This window comes from Nocardioides sp. F233 (assembly GCF_057813895.1).
Genome location: NZ_JBVASH010000010.1, coordinates 57,483 through 73,005 on the forward strand (window position 1 = coordinate 57,483; position 15,523 = coordinate 73,005).

At 70.6% G+C, this 15,523-nt stretch carries 10 protein-coding genes; 1 reads left to right on the forward strand and 9 read right to left on the reverse strand.

Annotation, left to right across the window (positions count from 1 at the left end):
* Positions 1-46: 46 nt before the first annotated feature.
* The gene (locus ACZYRU_RS26080) at positions 47-2,002 is read right to left on the reverse strand and encodes an LPXTG cell wall anchor domain-containing protein (RefSeq protein WP_488960023.1); all 1,956 of its coding nucleotides are present in this window, start codon (positions 2,000-2,002) and stop codon (positions 47-49) included.
* Positions 2,003-2,416: 414 nt separating this feature from the next.
* Positions 2,417-6,790, reverse strand: coding sequence for a hypothetical protein (locus ACZYRU_RS26085; protein WP_488960024.1), 4,374 nt, complete (start codon positions 6,788-6,790; stop codon positions 2,417-2,419).
* A gap of 453 nt (positions 6,791-7,243) precedes the next feature.
* Between ACZYRU_RS26085 and ACZYRU_RS26090 the strand changes: the two genes are divergently transcribed.
* The gene (locus ACZYRU_RS26090; RefSeq protein WP_488960025.1) at positions 7,244-7,705 is read left to right on the forward strand and encodes a P-loop nucleotide/nucleoside kinase family protein; all 462 of its coding nucleotides are present in this window, start codon (positions 7,244-7,246) and stop codon (positions 7,703-7,705) included.
* A 60-nt stretch (positions 7,706-7,765) separates the two neighbouring features.
* Here ACZYRU_RS26090 and ACZYRU_RS26095 read toward each other — a convergent pair whose 3' ends face one another.
* The 7 genes from ACZYRU_RS26095 to ACZYRU_RS26125 all read right to left on the reverse strand — a co-directional run bounded on the left by ACZYRU_RS26095 (position 7,766) and on the right by ACZYRU_RS26125 (position 15,479).
* A complete protein-coding gene (locus tag ACZYRU_RS26095; RefSeq protein WP_488960026.1) occupies positions 7,766-9,199 on the reverse strand; it encodes a hypothetical protein in 1,434 nt (477 codons plus the stop codon).
* Between the two features lie 245 nt (positions 9,200-9,444).
* A complete protein-coding gene (locus ACZYRU_RS26100; protein WP_488960027.1) occupies positions 9,445-10,188 on the reverse strand; it encodes a 4'-phosphopantetheinyl transferase family protein in 744 nt (247 codons plus the stop codon).
* A 34-nt stretch (positions 10,189-10,222) separates the two neighbouring features.
* Positions 10,223-11,050, reverse strand: coding sequence for an ABC transporter ATP-binding protein (locus ACZYRU_RS26105; protein ID WP_488960028.1), 828 nt, complete (start codon positions 11,048-11,050; stop codon positions 10,223-10,225).
* Positions 11,043-12,041 (reverse strand): ABC transporter ATP-binding protein, encoded by a 999-nt coding sequence (locus ACZYRU_RS26110; RefSeq protein WP_488960029.1) that lies wholly within the window; start codon positions 12,039-12,041, stop codon positions 11,043-11,045. Before ACZYRU_RS26110 ends, ACZYRU_RS26105 begins: the two co-directional genes overlap by 8 nt.
* On the reverse strand, positions 12,038-12,907 hold the full coding sequence (locus tag ACZYRU_RS26115; RefSeq protein WP_488960030.1) for an ABC transporter permease: 870 nt from the start codon (positions 12,905-12,907) through the stop codon (positions 12,038-12,040). The genes ACZYRU_RS26110 and ACZYRU_RS26115 overlap by 4 nt, the downstream gene beginning before the upstream one ends.
* A complete protein-coding gene (locus ACZYRU_RS26120; RefSeq protein WP_488960031.1) occupies positions 12,904-13,854 on the reverse strand; it encodes an ABC transporter permease in 951 nt (316 codons plus the stop codon). Before ACZYRU_RS26120 ends, ACZYRU_RS26115 begins: the two co-directional genes overlap by 4 nt.
* A 2-nt stretch (positions 13,855-13,856) precedes the next feature.
* Positions 13,857-15,479, reverse strand: a complete 1,623-nt coding sequence (locus ACZYRU_RS26125) for an ABC transporter substrate-binding protein (RefSeq protein WP_488960032.1) — start codon at positions 15,477-15,479, stop codon at positions 13,857-13,859.
* Positions 15,480-15,523 lie beyond the last annotated feature (44 nt).

A 15,523-nucleotide genomic window follows, 5' to 3' on the forward strand; every position in this document is an offset into this window, starting at 1 on the left:
TCCTCGGCACGGGCTCCGTGCGTTCAGGCGATCAGTCCCTCAGGACTCAGACCGTCTTGCGTCGAGCCAGCACCAGGCCGGCACCGGCCAGCACCAGGCCCACGCCCAGCGGCATCAGCCAGCCTGCGGGACCACCCGTGTTCGGGAGGCCGGTCGCAGCCTGCTCACCGTCGACCGCGTCCTTCGGCGGGTTGCTGGTCTCCTCGACACCGCCGACCTGACACACCACACCCGCGTCGACCGGGGTGGCCGCCAGGTTGTAGGTGTAGGTCGAGTCGCCGCTCTCGAAGACCTTGCCGAGCTTGCCGATCAGCTTGATCACGCCGTTGACCACGGAGACCGAGTAGTCCGCGGTCTCGGCCGGGAGGACCCAGGTCGCGTTGCTGGTGACGCCGGCCGGGTTGCACGGGTCGTTCGGCGCGATCGCCGGGGCGATCAGGCACTTCTCGCCACTGTCGGCGCCGAGGTTGACGACGTACGTCTTCACGAAGACCTTGTCCTCGCCCTCACCGGTGGTGCTGAAGTAGTTGGTGCCGGTCGCGGTGAAGGTGATCTTGCCGGCCACCGAGGTGTCCGCGGTCCACGCACCGTCGGGGATGGCACCGAAGTGGATGTTGCTGGTGACACCCGTCGGGTTGCACGGGTCGAGCTGCGGCACGACCGGCGGGTCGACCTTCGTCCCGCAGTCCTCCGGCGTGAAGTCGTGCGACTGGTCACCCTTGTCGGCGAACGCGATCGCGATCGAGTCCTGGGAGTCCTCGAACGGGAACGGGAAGTCGGCGTCGGTGACCTGGTCCCAGGTCTTGCCGCTGCCCGACGGGTCGACGGCGTTCACGCTCACGATGATGATGTGGTGCTGGACGCCGCTCGGCTTGGTGACGTACTTGCAGACCACGACCTTCTTCGGGCACGCCTCCTGGTGCGCGGTGGGCACCGGCCAGGAGATCGACTCGACGCCACCGGGGAACACCGCCGGCGCGACCGGGGTGAAGGTGACGCTGCCGTCGCCGTTGCGCACCCAGGTGTAGTCGGGGCTGTTCGGCGGGTCGGCCCACTGCACGATGCCGGTGCCGCACTCGTCGACCGGCTGCGGGTCAGGCGGGACGACCGCCGCGGGCCCGTTGCAGTCCTGGTCGACGGGGTCGTCGTCGACGGGCGCCGGGATCGTGAACTCCGTCGTCGGCGGGATGGTCAGCGGGGCGAACCAGTAGCCCGGGCTGGCGGTGACGACCAGGCTGCCGTCGAGCTGACGGACCGCGGTGAAGCCGGTGCCGGCGAGGTCGGCCCACACGGCGTTGTCCGGACCGCACGGGTTGACGGCCTGCGGGACGGGCCGCTTGATCAGGCTCGGGCAGACGGAGTCCGGCACCTGGCCGGGGATCTCGTCGTCATCGAGGTACCGGATCGCGATCGAGTTCTGGGCGTCGGCGAACGCGAAGGACGGGAAGCCCATCGACGGGTCCCAGTCCTTGAGGGAGTTCACCGACGGAACGATCACGTGGTGCGAGTAGCCGCCGGGCGTGCTGACGTACTTGCACACCACGACCTTCTTCTCGTTGGCGGCGGCAGGCACGGCGGCCTTGTTCGCGTCGGCTTGGGCAGCAGCGGAGAAGACGGTGCCTGCGGACGGGCTCACCGCGGCCGGCGCCGGCGCGGGCGCGGCCTCGTCGCCCTGCGGGGCCTGGTCGGCGAGCTTCGTGCCCTCGTCCTTCTTGCCCGGGTCGCCCTTGCCCGCGTCGGAGGCCGACGGCTGGTCAGCGGGCGCCGGGTCGTTGCTCGGCGCCGGGTCCGGCTTCGGGTCCGGCTTCGGGTCCGGAGCGGGCTCGGGCTTCGGGTCGGCGCTCGGCGCCGGGTCGGGCGTCGGCGTGGACTGCGACGTGTCGGCCGACGCGGGCGCCGGGTCATCGACGTCGTCGGCGTAGGCGGGACCACTGAGGACAGTGCTCACCACCACGACCGCCGGCAGCAGGAGTGCGATCTTGTGGCGTCGCCGACGGGCCACCTGGGCCTTCGACGGTTCGCCACTGCGCCGGAACGGGCGCAAGGAACTGGTCATCTGCGGGTTACCCCCATTGCGTCGCAACGAGGGGGGTCGTCGCGACCATTGCAAAGGTGAGGACATGGGCGGTCCGAGGACGCACGGCAGCGGCCGGAGACCCGATGTCCACGCCCCACCGCGAAACCCAGGTCCGGCCCTCGTCGCTCCGGTCGTCCGCGCCTCCCGAGAAGGAAGGGGCAACCGGAACCCAGACCAGCACCCTATGCAGGACGAAAGTCCCGCTCGCGGGAATTCCGGGTAAAACCGCCCCGCGCGGGAGAGATTTAACCTTCCCGAGTGATCGGCGCCACAGGATCCTGCGGCTGACGTCCGGGTCCCGTCCCTGAAGGGGACGAGACCCGGACGCTGAGGGCGGGGTCAGCCGACCGGTCGGGCGATCACCACGAGGTTCTTCGTGTAGTGGAACCGTCCGCCCGCGACCACCTTGGCGGTGCAGGTCACCAACGCCAGGCGGTGCTCGCCCTTCGTGGTGAAGATGCCGCTGGGCAGCGGCTTGCTGCGGGCGTAGGCCTTCACGGAGACGATCTTGAACTTCATGACCCCGTGCGGGCCCTTGATCTTGACGATCTGCCCCTTGTGCGCCTTCTGCAGCCTGTACAACGCGCCCGGCTTGTCGTGCCGGTCGGAGACGTGACCGGCGATGACGGTCGTGCCGATCAGGTCACCGACCGCTGCCGACCGGTTGAGCCAGCCCACCAGACCCGGCGCCGGCACCTGCATCCGGCCACCCTTCTCGGTCGCCGTGGCGACCCGGGCCCTGATGCCGAGCGCCTTGATCCGCAGCGTGGTCACCGCGGCCCGGTCGGTCCCCCCGGGCACGGGGCCGGAGAAGCCGGTCCCGATGGCCAGGGGGGCGTAGTCGGCGCGGTGCACCAGGAACGCCTGCACGGTGCCGCACACCTTGTCCGTCGGTACGGCGTCCGAGGTGTCACGGAACGAGACCACCCAGGTGTAGTAGCCCGGCTCGGCGACGCTCACCGGGCTGGTCGAGGTCTGGCCGTTCCCGGCCTGGAAGGTCTGCGTCGCCACCACCCGGTCGCCACGCACCGCCGCCGTGGCCGACGGGCCGTAGAGCACCGCCGTCACCGTGGTCGTGGTGCCCGCCGGGAGGCCACTGAGCTCGACCACGTGCTGCACGGTCTTCGCCCCGGTGGAGCCGTCGGTCGAGACCGGCAGCGACACGCTCGCCGACTGACCGGTGGTGCAGGTGACCTTCGGGACCTCGATCGGCGCCTTCTCCGGGATGGTGTAGGTCACCGTGGCGGTCGACGAACCGGTCGCCCCCTCGGTGAACAGGGCAGTGTTGTCCTCGGTGACGGTGCCGTGGTCGGCGTACGTCATCGGGAAGGACGGGAAGACCGTCGTCTCGGAGATCTCCTTCGGGAAGCCCGCGGCCTCGGGGGCCTTGGGGTCGCCCACGGTCACCGTCTGCTGGTCGCTGCCCTCCTGGAGGCTGGCCTCCGGGAACTCGATGCCGCCCTTGACGACCTCGATGGTCGGGGTCTGCACCAGGTTGGGGTCGGCGTAGTCGAACGTCACGTGGTTGGTGTACGTCGTCCCGAGGTCCGGCTTCGCGTCGGCGAAGGTGCAGGCGTATCCGACCGACAACGTCCCGGCGGTCTCCCCCACGGCCTTCGGGATCGTGCCCTCGTCGGTGTCCAGCGTGCACTGGCTGCCGGCGACGGCCGGGGTGAGGCCCGTGTCGGTCAGCTCGGAGACGTCGACCGGGTACGGGTTGGTGTTGGTCAGCGTCACCGTGCCGGTCAGGCCGAAGGTCTCGTTCGAGATCTCCTTGGTCGCGGTGATGTGGTAGCTGACCGTCTGCGCACCGTCGACCGTGCCGAGGTCGAGGTCGTGGACCTGCTCGCCGCCGTTCTGCTCGACGGTCTTGTCGATGGTCCACGTCACGAGCTCGGAGTGGGTGGGCTCGGCCGTCTTGGTGGCACCCGGCGCGTCCGCAGGGCCGCAGAGGTGCACGTTGGTCGAGTCCGTGGCGCCCTCGTGGGTCAGCGCGTACTCACCCTCGGTGCCGTGGTGGGCGACCAGCTCGGCCGTGTTCGCGTGGTCCGCGCACGGGTTCGGCACCTGGTAGGTGTCGCTGTAGTCGAACGTGGTCGTCGTGCTGATCGTCTTCGGGAAGTCAGCGGAGTCCGGGGCGTTGGCGTCGACGATGGTGATCGTCTTCGGGTCGCTGCCGTCCTGCAGGGTGGCCTCATCGAACTCGACCGGCGCGGTCACCGACACCGGGTCGGTGTCGAAGTTCGGGTCGGCGTACGAGAACGTCACGGTGTTCGTGTACTGCTGACCGACGACCGGCTGGTCGCCGCCGAAGGTGCAGCTGTAGCCGACCGACAGCGTACCGGGGGTCTGCCCGGCCGCCTTCGGGATCGTGTCCGCGTGCGGGTCGAGCGCGCAGGAGCTGCCCGCGATGCCGAGGCCCTCGTCCGTCAGGTCCGAGATCGACAGGTCGTAGGGGTTGGTGTTGGTCAGCGTCACCGTGCCGGTCAACCCGAAGGTCTCGTTCGAGATCTCCTTGGTCGCGGTGACGTGGTAGTCGACGGTCTGCGCGTCGGTGACCGTGCCGAGGTCCAGGTCGTGAGTCGGGTCGTCCTCGGGATCGGCCGCGTCGTCGACCGTCTTCACGACGGTCCAGGTGACCGTCTCGGAGTGGCTCGGCTCGACGGTCTTGGCTCCGGTGGGAGCGATGGCCGGGCCGCACAGGTGCACGTTGGTGGAGTCGTCGACGCCGGCAGCGGTGATCGCCGCGGTGTTCGGGTGGTCGACGCAGCCGTTCGGCACGGGGTACTCGACCTGGTAGGCCGGGAACGTCGTCGTGTCCGAGATCGTCGCCGGGAAGCCCGCACCGTCGGGCGCGTTGTCGTCGGTGACGGTCACGGTCTGCGGGTCACTGCCCGGGAGCAGGCTCGCCGCGGGGAACACGATGTCACCGGAGGTGACGTCGATCGGCTGCTGGAGGTGGGGGTCGGTGATCGTCGCGTGGTTCTGGTACGTCGTACCGACCACCGGCTGGGCGGTCGGGAACGCGCAGGTGTATCCGACCGCGATCGTGCCCGGCTGGACCTGCGTGCCGCCCGGCACGGTCACGGTGGTGTCGTCGAGCGTGCAGTTGCTGCCGGCCACGGCCGGGGTCAGCCCCGTGTCGGCGAGCGTGACGTCGACCGCGCCGGGGTTCGGGTTCGACACGGTCAGCGAGCCGGTCAGCCCGAAGGCCTCCTCGGAGACCGTCTTGGTGGCGACGACGTGGTAGGTCTCGGTGTCGGGCTCCGTGATGTCCTCGTCGACGCTGTGCGTGCCGCCCGGGGTGCCGTCGTCGATCACCTTGCTGATGTCCCAGGTGACCTTCTCGACGTGGGTCGGGGTGGCCGTCTTGACGCCCGAGGGCGTGTGGTGACAGGTGACGACGACGGTGGCGTCGGCCGACTGGCCGGTCTCGGTGATCGTCGCGGTGTTCTTGTGCTCTCCGGCATCCGCGCCGCAGGTGAAGGACTCGGGGTAGGTCCACGAGTCCGAGCTGTCCGTGGTCCAGGCCTCGCCGTTGGTGTCGGTGACGTGGATCGTGTCGTTGACGAGCGTGGTCGGGGCGCCGAAGTGCACCGGGGCCATGCCGTCGTACGCGACGTCACCGAGGGCGGCCACGCCGCTGGAGATCGTGGCGGTCGCCGTGTTCGTCTGGTCCGCGCCACTGGTCAGCGCCGTGCTGTAGGTGCAGTCGAAGGACTCGTTGGGAGCCAGCGTCTTCGGGAAGGTGACGGCCCCGCAGTCGGGGGTCACGGCGCCGCTGGCCGAGAGCGTGTCGGTCACGCCGGTGACCACGGCCGTGAGGTTGGAGGTGTTCTCGACCGAGATCGTGCCCGCGACCTTCCAGTCGCTGTCGGTGCCCTCGTCCTTGGTGACCCCGACGGTCCAGTCGGTGCCGCCGGACTCGCCGTCGTTCAGGTCCAGGCTGGTCGGGTCGGCCGACTTGGTGATGTCCCAGCCGAAGGTGCGCGTGTACGACGTCGTCGCGGTCTTCGTGACGCTCACGAAGGGGTAGACCTTGGTGTCCCACTCCTCGAAGCCACCGTCGGAGGCGAAGGTCGGGTCGGCGTTGCCCCACTTGCTGTAGAGCACGAACTGGGTCGCGCAGGCGGGGTTCCCGTAGTTGCAGTTCGCCGGGATGGTGACGTTGCCCGTGGGCACCAGGTAACGCAGGTCGGCGCGGCCGGAGCCGCTGTTGACGTCGTTGATCTGGATGTCGCCGGAGAAGTCGTAGACCTTGGTCGCCACGTTGGCGGGCGTCGTGTTGAACGGGTAGCCGGTGATGTTCGGGTTGGCTGCGAAGTAGATCTCCAGGTCGGTCAGGTCGATCCTCGAGGTGCTGTTGGTCTCGTTGATGTCGGCCCACAGCTCCCAGTACCGCTGGCCGCCCACCTGGACCACCGGGATCTCGCTGATCTTGATCGCGTGCGTCCAGCTGCCCGCCTTGGTGTCGTACTCCTTGGCGCCGCTCGTGTTGTAGCCGGCCTCGGTGCCGTCCTGCCCGAGGCGCACGAACGGCTCGAACACGCCCGTGCCGGAGGAGCCGAGCGCCTGGTAGGCGCTGGAGTCGCCGACGTAGCGGACGTCCGCGCCCTCGGCGGTGGTCACCTGCTTGCTGCCGCTTCCGTCGGCGACCATGACGTCGTACGGCACGCCACCGATGTTGCCGTCGGCATGGGCTGGTGCCCCCACGGAGAGGACGGAGAGAGAGGCGCCCACGGTGACGGTGGCGACCAGGGCAGTGAGTGTGCGCCGGGATCGGCGCGAGGAACGAGACATGGACAGGACTCCCCGACGGCCGCAGCAACCGGGGACCGCGACCGCAAGACGGAACGGGTGGATCGGACACGAGGGACGCGCTCATTCCCCGTCCACGCCCCACCGTGGAACCGATGCCCGCGCACCCTCACCGGTCAGCTCTGCGTCCCGAGCAGCACGGGCGGCCGATGCTCGATCAACGCCGCGCCGGCGGCAAGGTCTCGCCGCGGCGGCCGGTCGGCCGGAGATTTAACTCTGCGGGCCGGCGGTGCCCTGAAATCCTCCGGACAGGTCTAGACCAGTACGTCGGACTTGCGGGACGGGACCTGCCTCCCGGCGGGCGCTCTGGTCGCGCCGCCCCCCGAAGCTCGACGTAGGGTCCCGTCCGTGAGTCGTGTGATCTTCATGTGCGGACCCTCGGGTGCCGGGAAGACGACGTACGCCCAGCGCCTGGAGAGCGAGGGGATGGTTCGCCTGTCGTTCGACGTGGAGATGTGGCGTCGCGGGATCGCGACGGTGCCCCTGCCCGCAGACGTACGCAACGACATCGAGACGGCCCTGCAGGCTCGGCTGCTGGAGCTTGTCGCGGCGGGCACCGACGTGGTCCTCGACTTCTCGTTCTGGTCGCGACGCATACGCGACGAATACCGCACGTTGCTCGGGCCGACGGGCGTCCTTCCCGAGACGATCTACCTTGCGACCGACCGCGAAACGGTCCTCACCCGCATGGGAGCCAGGCGCGGCAGCCATTCCGATGACTTCGTGCTCAGCGAAGACCTCGTCGCCCAGTACTTCGACCACTTCGAGGCACCGACGCCGGACGAAGGCCCGCTCACCATCGTTCAGTAGCCAGGTCGCCCCGTCGACGCCGCTCTCAGGCCACGCAGTGCTCGCGCATTGCGGGAGGAGTCAGGCAGCGAAGTCGCCGGCGAGGACGATCGCCTGCTGTGCGTGCAGGTGGAACTCCGCCCGGCTGACCGTGGTGGTGCCGGTGGTGGTCACCAGGCGGTAGAGGCCGTGCGGTGTGCCCCAGACCCAGCGGTCGGGTCCGAGCTGCAGGACGGTGTAGCCGGGCACGTGGGTCTTGGCCCGGTGGTGGTGCCTGGCCAGTGGGGTGTCGTTGTGGTCGCCGGTCTGGCCGGGTGGGCCGTGCCGGTCGTACGGCGTGGTGTGATCGTGGTCCGGTGCCCGACCCCGCTTGGCGAAGAGGCCGGTGGCATGGGGGAAGACGTCCCCGATCGTCCTGAGCTCGGTGCGGCGTTTCACGTCGGTGGGGTGCTCGTAGCCGTTGACGGACCTGCCGGCGTGGAGGTCGATCACCGGGGTGACCGTGACGTTGGCGTGGCGGCGAAGGAGGTCGCGGACCTGGTCGAGCAGCCGGGGACCAAGGTTCTCGACGCGGGCGAGCGGGCCGAGGGTGCCGTCGGCGTCCATGGAAAGGTGGATGATCAGGTCCGCGGTGTGGCTGCGGGGGTCTCGTGACGGTTGCTGCGCAACCTCCTCGACCTCCGAGTCGTCCGGGTCTTCGTCGATCGCGCGGTAGAACGCGAGGACGGCGGCGGGGTCGGCGAGCATCGCGAAGGCTTCGGCGCGCCAGTGGTCCATCCCGAGCGGTTCTGCGCCGTCGGCGGGCGGTGCTGCCTGGTCGGCGAGGGCGGTGGCGAGGTGCTCGACCATCCGGGCGTGCTCGAGCGCGTCTGCTTCGTCGATCCGCGCGAACACGACGCCGATGCCGGCGGTGTTGTCGGTGTCGTCGACCTGCGAGCCGGGTCGGGGCTGGGGGTACCAGACGCCCTTCGTGTCCCGGTTGCTGTCGATCCGCTCCTGGTGGGCAGCAGTGTCGGCCTCGATCACCTTGGCCTCGGCGATCGTCAGGATCCGCGCGGGCGCCTCGTCCAGTGCCGCGGCGACCGCGGTGTCGACGATCCGGACCTGGTGGCGGTCGAGCCTGCGGGACATCCGGGCGACCTTCCGCACCACCCAGACGTCGCACCGACCGGACTTCGCACCGGCCCAGACCTGCGGGAGCCGGTGGCGCAGGTCGAACGCGTCGGCCAGTGCGCTGCGGGTCGTCATGACCGACTCGTGGCGGGCGATCGCGATCTCGACCAGCGCGAGGTCGACCACCTCGGGAGTCCCGTCTCCACCGAGGGTGATCAGCCGCGGACCACCGAACCTCACCGGCACGGCACCGGGCTCGGCCTGCGGGTCACCCGAGTGCAGGTCGGCCCAGGCGAGCAGGAGCTCGAGCTTGTCGACCTCGACCTGGCGGGCCATGCGGACGCGGTCTTCGGCCGCGTGGAGCAACTGCTCCGGCGTGGCTTCCGAGAGGTCCGAGATCATGGGTCGATTCTATCGCACACATGTTCGAACGGCCAGTGGTGTGCGAGGACTTTCGCCTTGTTTCTAGCGGGCTTTCGAGGTTGTTGCGGTGGTCTCGTGACGGTCGCTGCGCGACCTCCTCGACCTCCGGGGAGGCGGGCCGACCGCCGAACCCAGCCACCTACGCGGCCTTCCTCGTCGCTGCGCCTTTCACGACTGTGCCGGCTACGCGACGGCAGCCCACGGACAGCTCACCAGCAGGGCCCTCAGGCCAACACGGCGACCGCGGCGCCGTAGCCCTCGGGCACGACCACGTCGCGGATGCGCCAGGCGCCGAGGCTGCGGCTGGGAGCGCCGTCGGTGCCGAGGTAGTCGAGGTGGGGGTCGCGGCCCAGGCCGATGCCGATCCCCTTGAGGTAGGCCTCGGTGCGGGCCCACGCGCGGGTGAAGCGCACGGTGGCGCGGCCGCCGTCGAGGGTGCCGTGGGCGGCGGCCTCGATCTCCTCGAGCTCGCGCGGGTGCAGCAGCCTGGCCAGCGCCACCGGGTCGTCGGGGTGGCGCTCGACGTCGACGCCGACGGCGACGTCGGCCACGGCGACGAGGATCTGGCCGGGGGTGTGGCTCAGCGAGAACTCGATCCCCGAGCCCTCGGCCCGCGGCCGGCCGTGCGGCTCACCGCAGCCCGGGCAGGCGTGCCGGCCCCAGACCACCTTCTCCGGCGGGGTGTCGGACACGGCGCCGACCACCAGGCGGGCCGCAGCGTGCGCGATCTCGTAGGCGCGGCGCAGCTCGGCGCGGACGTACGACGACGCCTGGCGCCGCTCCCCCTCGTCGAGCCAGTCGCGGGCGACGTGGAGCTCCTCGTCGCCCAGGGTCTCGGTCGGGACCCGCCAGACGGCGACGCCTTCCGCACCCCGGGTCACCGGGGTGTTGAGGAGGGATTCGAGGACGTCCGGGATCACCGGCTCGGTCCGCTGGTCCGGTACGGCCTTCGCCACGTCGCGCGTCATCAATCCCGAGGCTAACAAGAGGGTGTGAGCGCGCTCACGGCGCGGTCGCGTGCAGCGTCCGTCGTACGGCGGCCAGGTCCCAGCCCGGCGTCGGAACGCTGGCGCGCAGCCGGCGGGTGTAGTCGTGCTGCGGTGCGTCGAGGACGTCCTCGGTGCGACCGCGCTCGACCACGGCGCCGTGGTGCATCACGACGACGGTCTCGGTCAGCTGCCGGACCACGGCGAGGTCGTGGCTGATCAGCACGTAGGTGATCCCGAGCCGATCGCGCAGGTCGATGAGCAGGTTGAGCACCTGCGCCTGGATCGACACGTCCAGTGCAGCCACGGACTCGTCCAGGATCAGCACCTCCGGCTCGGCCGCCAGCGCTCGTGCGATGGCCACCCGCTGGCGCTGCCCACCCGAGAGGGCCCGGGGCAGCGCGCGCCCCTGCCGCTCGTCGAGCCCGACCATGCCGACCAGCTCGGCCACGCGCTCGGCGCGCTGGGTCGCCGACCAGTCGGGCCGGTGCAAGCGCAGCACCTCGTCGATCGCGCGATCGACGGGCTGGCGCGGGTCGAGGCTGGAGTACGGGTCCTGGAAGACGATCTGCACCTCGCGGCCCCGCAGCCGCCGCTCCGCTCCCCCGCGGGCCGGGATCGACCGGTCCCGGCCGCAGGCGCGGATGGTGCCGGCAGTGGGCCGCTCCTGGCCGGTGATCATCTTGGCGACGGTCGTCTTGCCGGAGCCGGACTCGCCGACGATGCCGAGCGACCCGCCCCGGCGTACGGCGAACGACACCTCCTCCACCGCGACGACGTCACCGAAGGTCTTGCGGAGGCCGAGGACCTCGAGCACGGGCTCGGTCTCGTTCAGCTCAGGCATGGTGGACTCCTCCGGTACTCAGGGTTCCGCGCAGCGCCTCGACCCGGACGCACCGCGCGGCACCGCCGTCGGCGGGCACGAGCGCCGGGGCGGCGGACATGCAGGCCTGCTCGACGTACGGGCAGCGACCGGCGAACGCGCAGGCGTCGGCCGGCGCCTCGAGTGCCGAGAGCGGTCGACCGGGGATCGCGACCAGGCGGGCGGTCCGGTCGAGCAGCGGCCGGGCGGCGCCGAGCGCGGCGGTGTAGGGGTGCAGCGGGTCGTCGTGCAGCAGGCGCGACTCGCGCACCTCGACGATCTCGCCGGCGTACATGACCGCGGTCCGGTCGCACACCGCGGCGGCCAGGTCGAGGTCGTGGGTGATGAACAGGATCGACAGCCCGAGGTCGCGGCGCAGCTCGTCGAGCAGGCCCATGATCTCGGCCTGCGTGGTCACGTCGAGCGCCGTGGTCGGCTCGTCGGCGAGCAGCAGCCGCGGCTCGGTGAGCAGCGTGCTGGCGATCATCACGCGCTGCAGCAGGCCGCCGGAGAGCTCGTGCGGGTACTGGTCGAGACGTCGCTCACCGTCGGGGATGCCGACCTTCGCGAGCATCGCGATCGCGCGTGCGGCCGCGTCCTTCTTCTTCACCGAGCGGTTCGTGCGCAGCACCTCGGTCATGAAGTCGCCGACCCGGCGGACCGGGTTGATGTGCACCCGCGGGTCCTGGAAGACGACGGCGACCTCGGCCCGGTAGGCCCGCAGCGCTGCACCGGAGAGCGACGCGACGTCCTTGCCGTCGAACCGGACGGAGCCGCGCTGGCGGGCGCCGGCGGGCAGCAGCCGGTCGATCGCCCGCACCGTCATCGACTTGCCCGAGCCGGACTCGCCGACCAGGCCGACCGCCTCACCCTGGGCGACGGTGAAGGAGACGTCGCGCAGCACCGAGCGGTGCTCCCCGGCGACGACCAGGTCGAGGCCGAGGCCGTCGACCTCCAGCAACGGGGCGTTCATCGGCCACCGTCCTTCCCGGCCCGCTCGAGGAGCCGCTCACCGAGCAGGTTCATGGCCACGACGACCGCGACGATGCAGGCGCCGGCGCACAGGGCGGGCAGCGGGTAGCCGAGCAGGATGCCCGACTGGTTCTCCGAGATCATCACGCCCCAGTCCGGGTTGGGCGGCTGCACCCCGATGCCGAGGTACGAGATCACCGCGAGGTCGAGGACGGCGTACCCGAACAGGATCGACGCCTGGGCGACGATGAACGGGAACACATTGGGCAGCACGTGGCGCAGGCAGATCGCTGCAGAGCCGAGACCCTGCACCTCGAGGGCAGTGATGTACGGCTGGCTGCGCTCCTTGAGCATCGCGCTGCGCAGGAGCCGCGCCACGAAGGGCGTGTACGCGACGGCCATCGCGAGCACGGCGGCCCACAGGCCCGCCCCGAACACCGCGGCGGTCAGCGCAGCGAGCAGCACGCCCGGGAACGCGAACAGGATGTCGAGACCGGCCGACACGGTGGTGTCGACCATGCCGCCGCGCCAGGCGGAGACCAGGCCGAGCAGCGATCCGACCGTCATGCAGAGCACGACGATGAGCAGCGGGCCGAGCATCGAGGACCGGGCGCCGGCAAGGATCCGGGACAGCACGTCGCGGCCCTGGACGTCGAGGCCGAGCAGGTGGTCGCCGCCCGGACCGATCCAGGCCTGGACCAGGTCGGCCTGGTTGGGGTCGTGCGGCGCGACCAGCGGACCGACGACGGCGATCAGCGTGGCGAGCCCGACCACCGCGGCCGACACCCAGCCCGTCACCCCGAGTCTGGTACGACGGCGCTTGCGGACCGGCTTCGTCCCCGCGACGGGGGCGGCGACGGCACTCATGCAGCCCTCGCGCCGAGCTTGACCCGCGGGTCGAGCACGGCGTACATCGTGTCGACCACGAGGTTGACCAGGACGAAGGCGACCACGAGCACGAGCGAGATGCCCTGCACGACGGCGATGTCCTTGCCCTGCGCCGACTTCACGAGGTACTGGCCCAGGCCGTTGAGACCGAAGGACGTCTCGACCACCGACGAGATCGCGATCAGGCTCGCGATGGTCACGCCGGTCACGGTGGTGATCGGGATGGCTGCGTTGCGCAGTACGTGCCGGGTGACGACGAGGTGTTGCGGGATGCCGCGACTGATCGCGGTCTGCACGTGCTCGCGCGCCACCTCCTCGCGGATCGCGGTCCGGGTCACCCGCGCCACGACCGCCACCGACGACAGCGCGAGTGCGATCGCCGGCAGCGTCAGGTGCTCGAGGTGGCCGAGGAAGCCGTCACCCGTGCCGATCGTCGGGAACCAGCCGAGGGAGACCGCGAACACCGCGATCAGCACGATCGCCGCGACGAAGGCCGGGACGGCTGCTGCCATCGAGGAGATGACCAGGACCGACGAGTCGATCCAGCCCGGCCGGAGACCGGCGAGCAGGCCCAGGCCGATGCCGAGGATCACGATGATCACGGCGGCGTACAGCACCAGACTCAGCGTGATCCAGGCCCGGTCGGCGATGAGCGACGAGACGTCCTCGTGCAGCGGGATCGACACGCCCAGGTCGCCGCGCAGGGCGCCGGTGAGCCAGTGCCAGTACTGCGCACCGAAGCCCTCGTCGAGGTGGTAGCGCTTCTCGAGCACCGCCTGCGCCTCCGGCGACAGCGTCTTGCCGCCGGAGAGCGCAGCGAGCGGGTTGCCCGGTGCGACGTAGGTCGCCGCGAAGATCGCGAAGCTGGCGACGAGGAGCGTCACCGCCAGCATCGCGACCCGGCGCAGCAGGTATCCGATCCGCATGGTCAGCGTGCTCCCAGGTGGTCGGCCCACGGTGCCGACATGTAGGCGAACGACGAGACTGCTCCGGTCAGCTCGTTGCTGGTCACGAGCACGGAGTTCGGCTGCGCGGTCGGGATCCACGGCATCTGCTCCATGGTCTTCTGCTGCGCCTCGATGACCAGCTTCGCGCGGGCCTCCGGGTCCTCGGTACCGCGGGCCTGCCCCATCAGCGAGGTGATCTCCGGGTCGTCGAAGCCGGAGTAGTTCTGCGCGCCGTCGGGCAGCACCACGGTCGCGGACAGCGCCGCCGGGTCGGCGTAGTCGCCGTACGTCACCGTCGGGAAGGCGTCGATGCCCTCGCGCGCCTTGGGGTCGATGAAGAAGTTGATGAACGCCTCGGCGGAGACCGACTTGAACTCCACCTTCAGGCCGATCTTCTCGCCCGCGGTCTTGAAGGCACCCGCGGTGTAGGAGATGTCCGGGATCGCCGACGACATGCCGATCGTGATCGTCCTGCCGGCCGCGCCGGCCTCGTCGATCAGCTTCTTGGCCTGGGTCAGGTCCTGTGCCAGGGCCGGGCTCTCGTCGTACGCCGCCTGGTAGGTGTCGCGAGCCGAGGCGAAGGTCCCCGGGTTCGCCAGCCAGCGGGCGTCGGTCGCTGCACCGTGGTAGACGTTGTCGACGATGCCCTCGCGGTCGAGCGCGAGGGACAGCGCCTGGCGCACCCTGACGTCGCTCAGCGTGCCCTTCAGGTTGCTGATGACCAGCGCAGCCGTGGCGTAGCCGGGGCCCTGCGTCACGGTGACGGCCTTGTTGTCCTCGAGCACCGGGAGCGTCGAGATGGCCGGCGGGTAGGTGCCGCCGATCTCGCCGGCGATGAGCGAGGAGGTCAGCGCGGCCTCGTCGACGACGCCCTTGAGGGTGATCTTCGCGACCCGCGCGTCGGCCTCGCCCCAGTAGTCGTCGTTGGGTACGGCGACCACGCCGCTCGCCGGCGACCAGGAGTCGAACTTGTAGGCGCCGCTGCACATCACGCCGCCCGACGGAGTGCCGTAGTCGGCGCCCTTCGCCTCGACGTACTTCTTCTGCACGATGACGCCGGGCATCGAGGCGAGCTCGCCGTCGAGCCAGTAGTCGGCCTCCTTGAGCGTGATCGTCACCTGCTGGTCCGTCGTCGCGGTGATCGTGTCGACCCGGCTGAAGGTGGCGGCGTAGAAGCCGCCGAGCTCCGGGTCGCGCTGGCGCTCGAGGCTGTAGACGACGTCGGCGGCGGTGACCGAGCTGCCGTCCCAGAAGGTCGCGTCGGGGTTGATGTCGAGCACCAGCGTGGTCGGGTCGGTGCGCGAGAGCGAGGCGAGCCCGTCGGTGATCGTGCCGTCCGGCTGGGTCCGCAGCAGCGACTCGCAGAACAGCGTCAGCGCGGTGTTGTCCGGGTAGTCGAAGACGTAGATCGGGTCGATCGTCTGCACGTCGCGGTAGACCGCCCAGGTGATCGCGTCCGCGTCCTTGGTGGCCGCGGTCGTCGTGGGCTTGAGGTCGCCCGCGGTCTTCGAGGTCTCGGGGCTGTCGGCCGATCGCCCGCAGCCGGCGGCCACGGTGCAGGTGAGGAGCAGCGCGGTGATGCGCGTGAGGTGGCGTCGGTTCACGTGGGATCTCCTGGGACGGTGCGGTGCGGCGGATGGGTGAGCGG

What these genes read in the sequence shown, in the direction of transcription:
- ACZYRU_RS26105 (WP_488960028.1), bottom strand. Translation starts at nt 11,050, where the DNA reads ATGCCTGAGCTGAACGAGACCGAGCCCGTGCTCGAGGTCCTCGGCCTC.
- ACZYRU_RS26095 (WP_488960026.1), bottom strand. Translation starts at nt 9,199, where the DNA reads ATGATCTCGGACCTCTCGGAAGCCACGCCGGAGCAGTTGCTCCACGCG.
- ACZYRU_RS26115 (WP_488960030.1), bottom strand. Translation starts at nt 12,907, where the DNA reads ATGAGTGCCGTCGCCGCCCCCGTCGCGGGGACGAAGCCGGTCCGCAAG.
- ACZYRU_RS26120 (WP_488960031.1), bottom strand. Translation starts at nt 13,854, where the DNA reads ATGCGGATCGGATACCTGCTGCGCCGGGTCGCGATGCTGGCGGTGACG.
- ACZYRU_RS26100 (WP_488960027.1), bottom strand. Translation starts at nt 10,188, where the DNA reads ATGACGCGCGACGTGGCGAAGGCCGTACCGGACCAGCGGACCGAGCCG.
- ACZYRU_RS26110 (WP_488960029.1), bottom strand. Translation starts at nt 12,041, where the DNA reads ATGAACGCCCCGTTGCTGGAGGTCGACGGCCTCGGCCTCGACCTGGTC.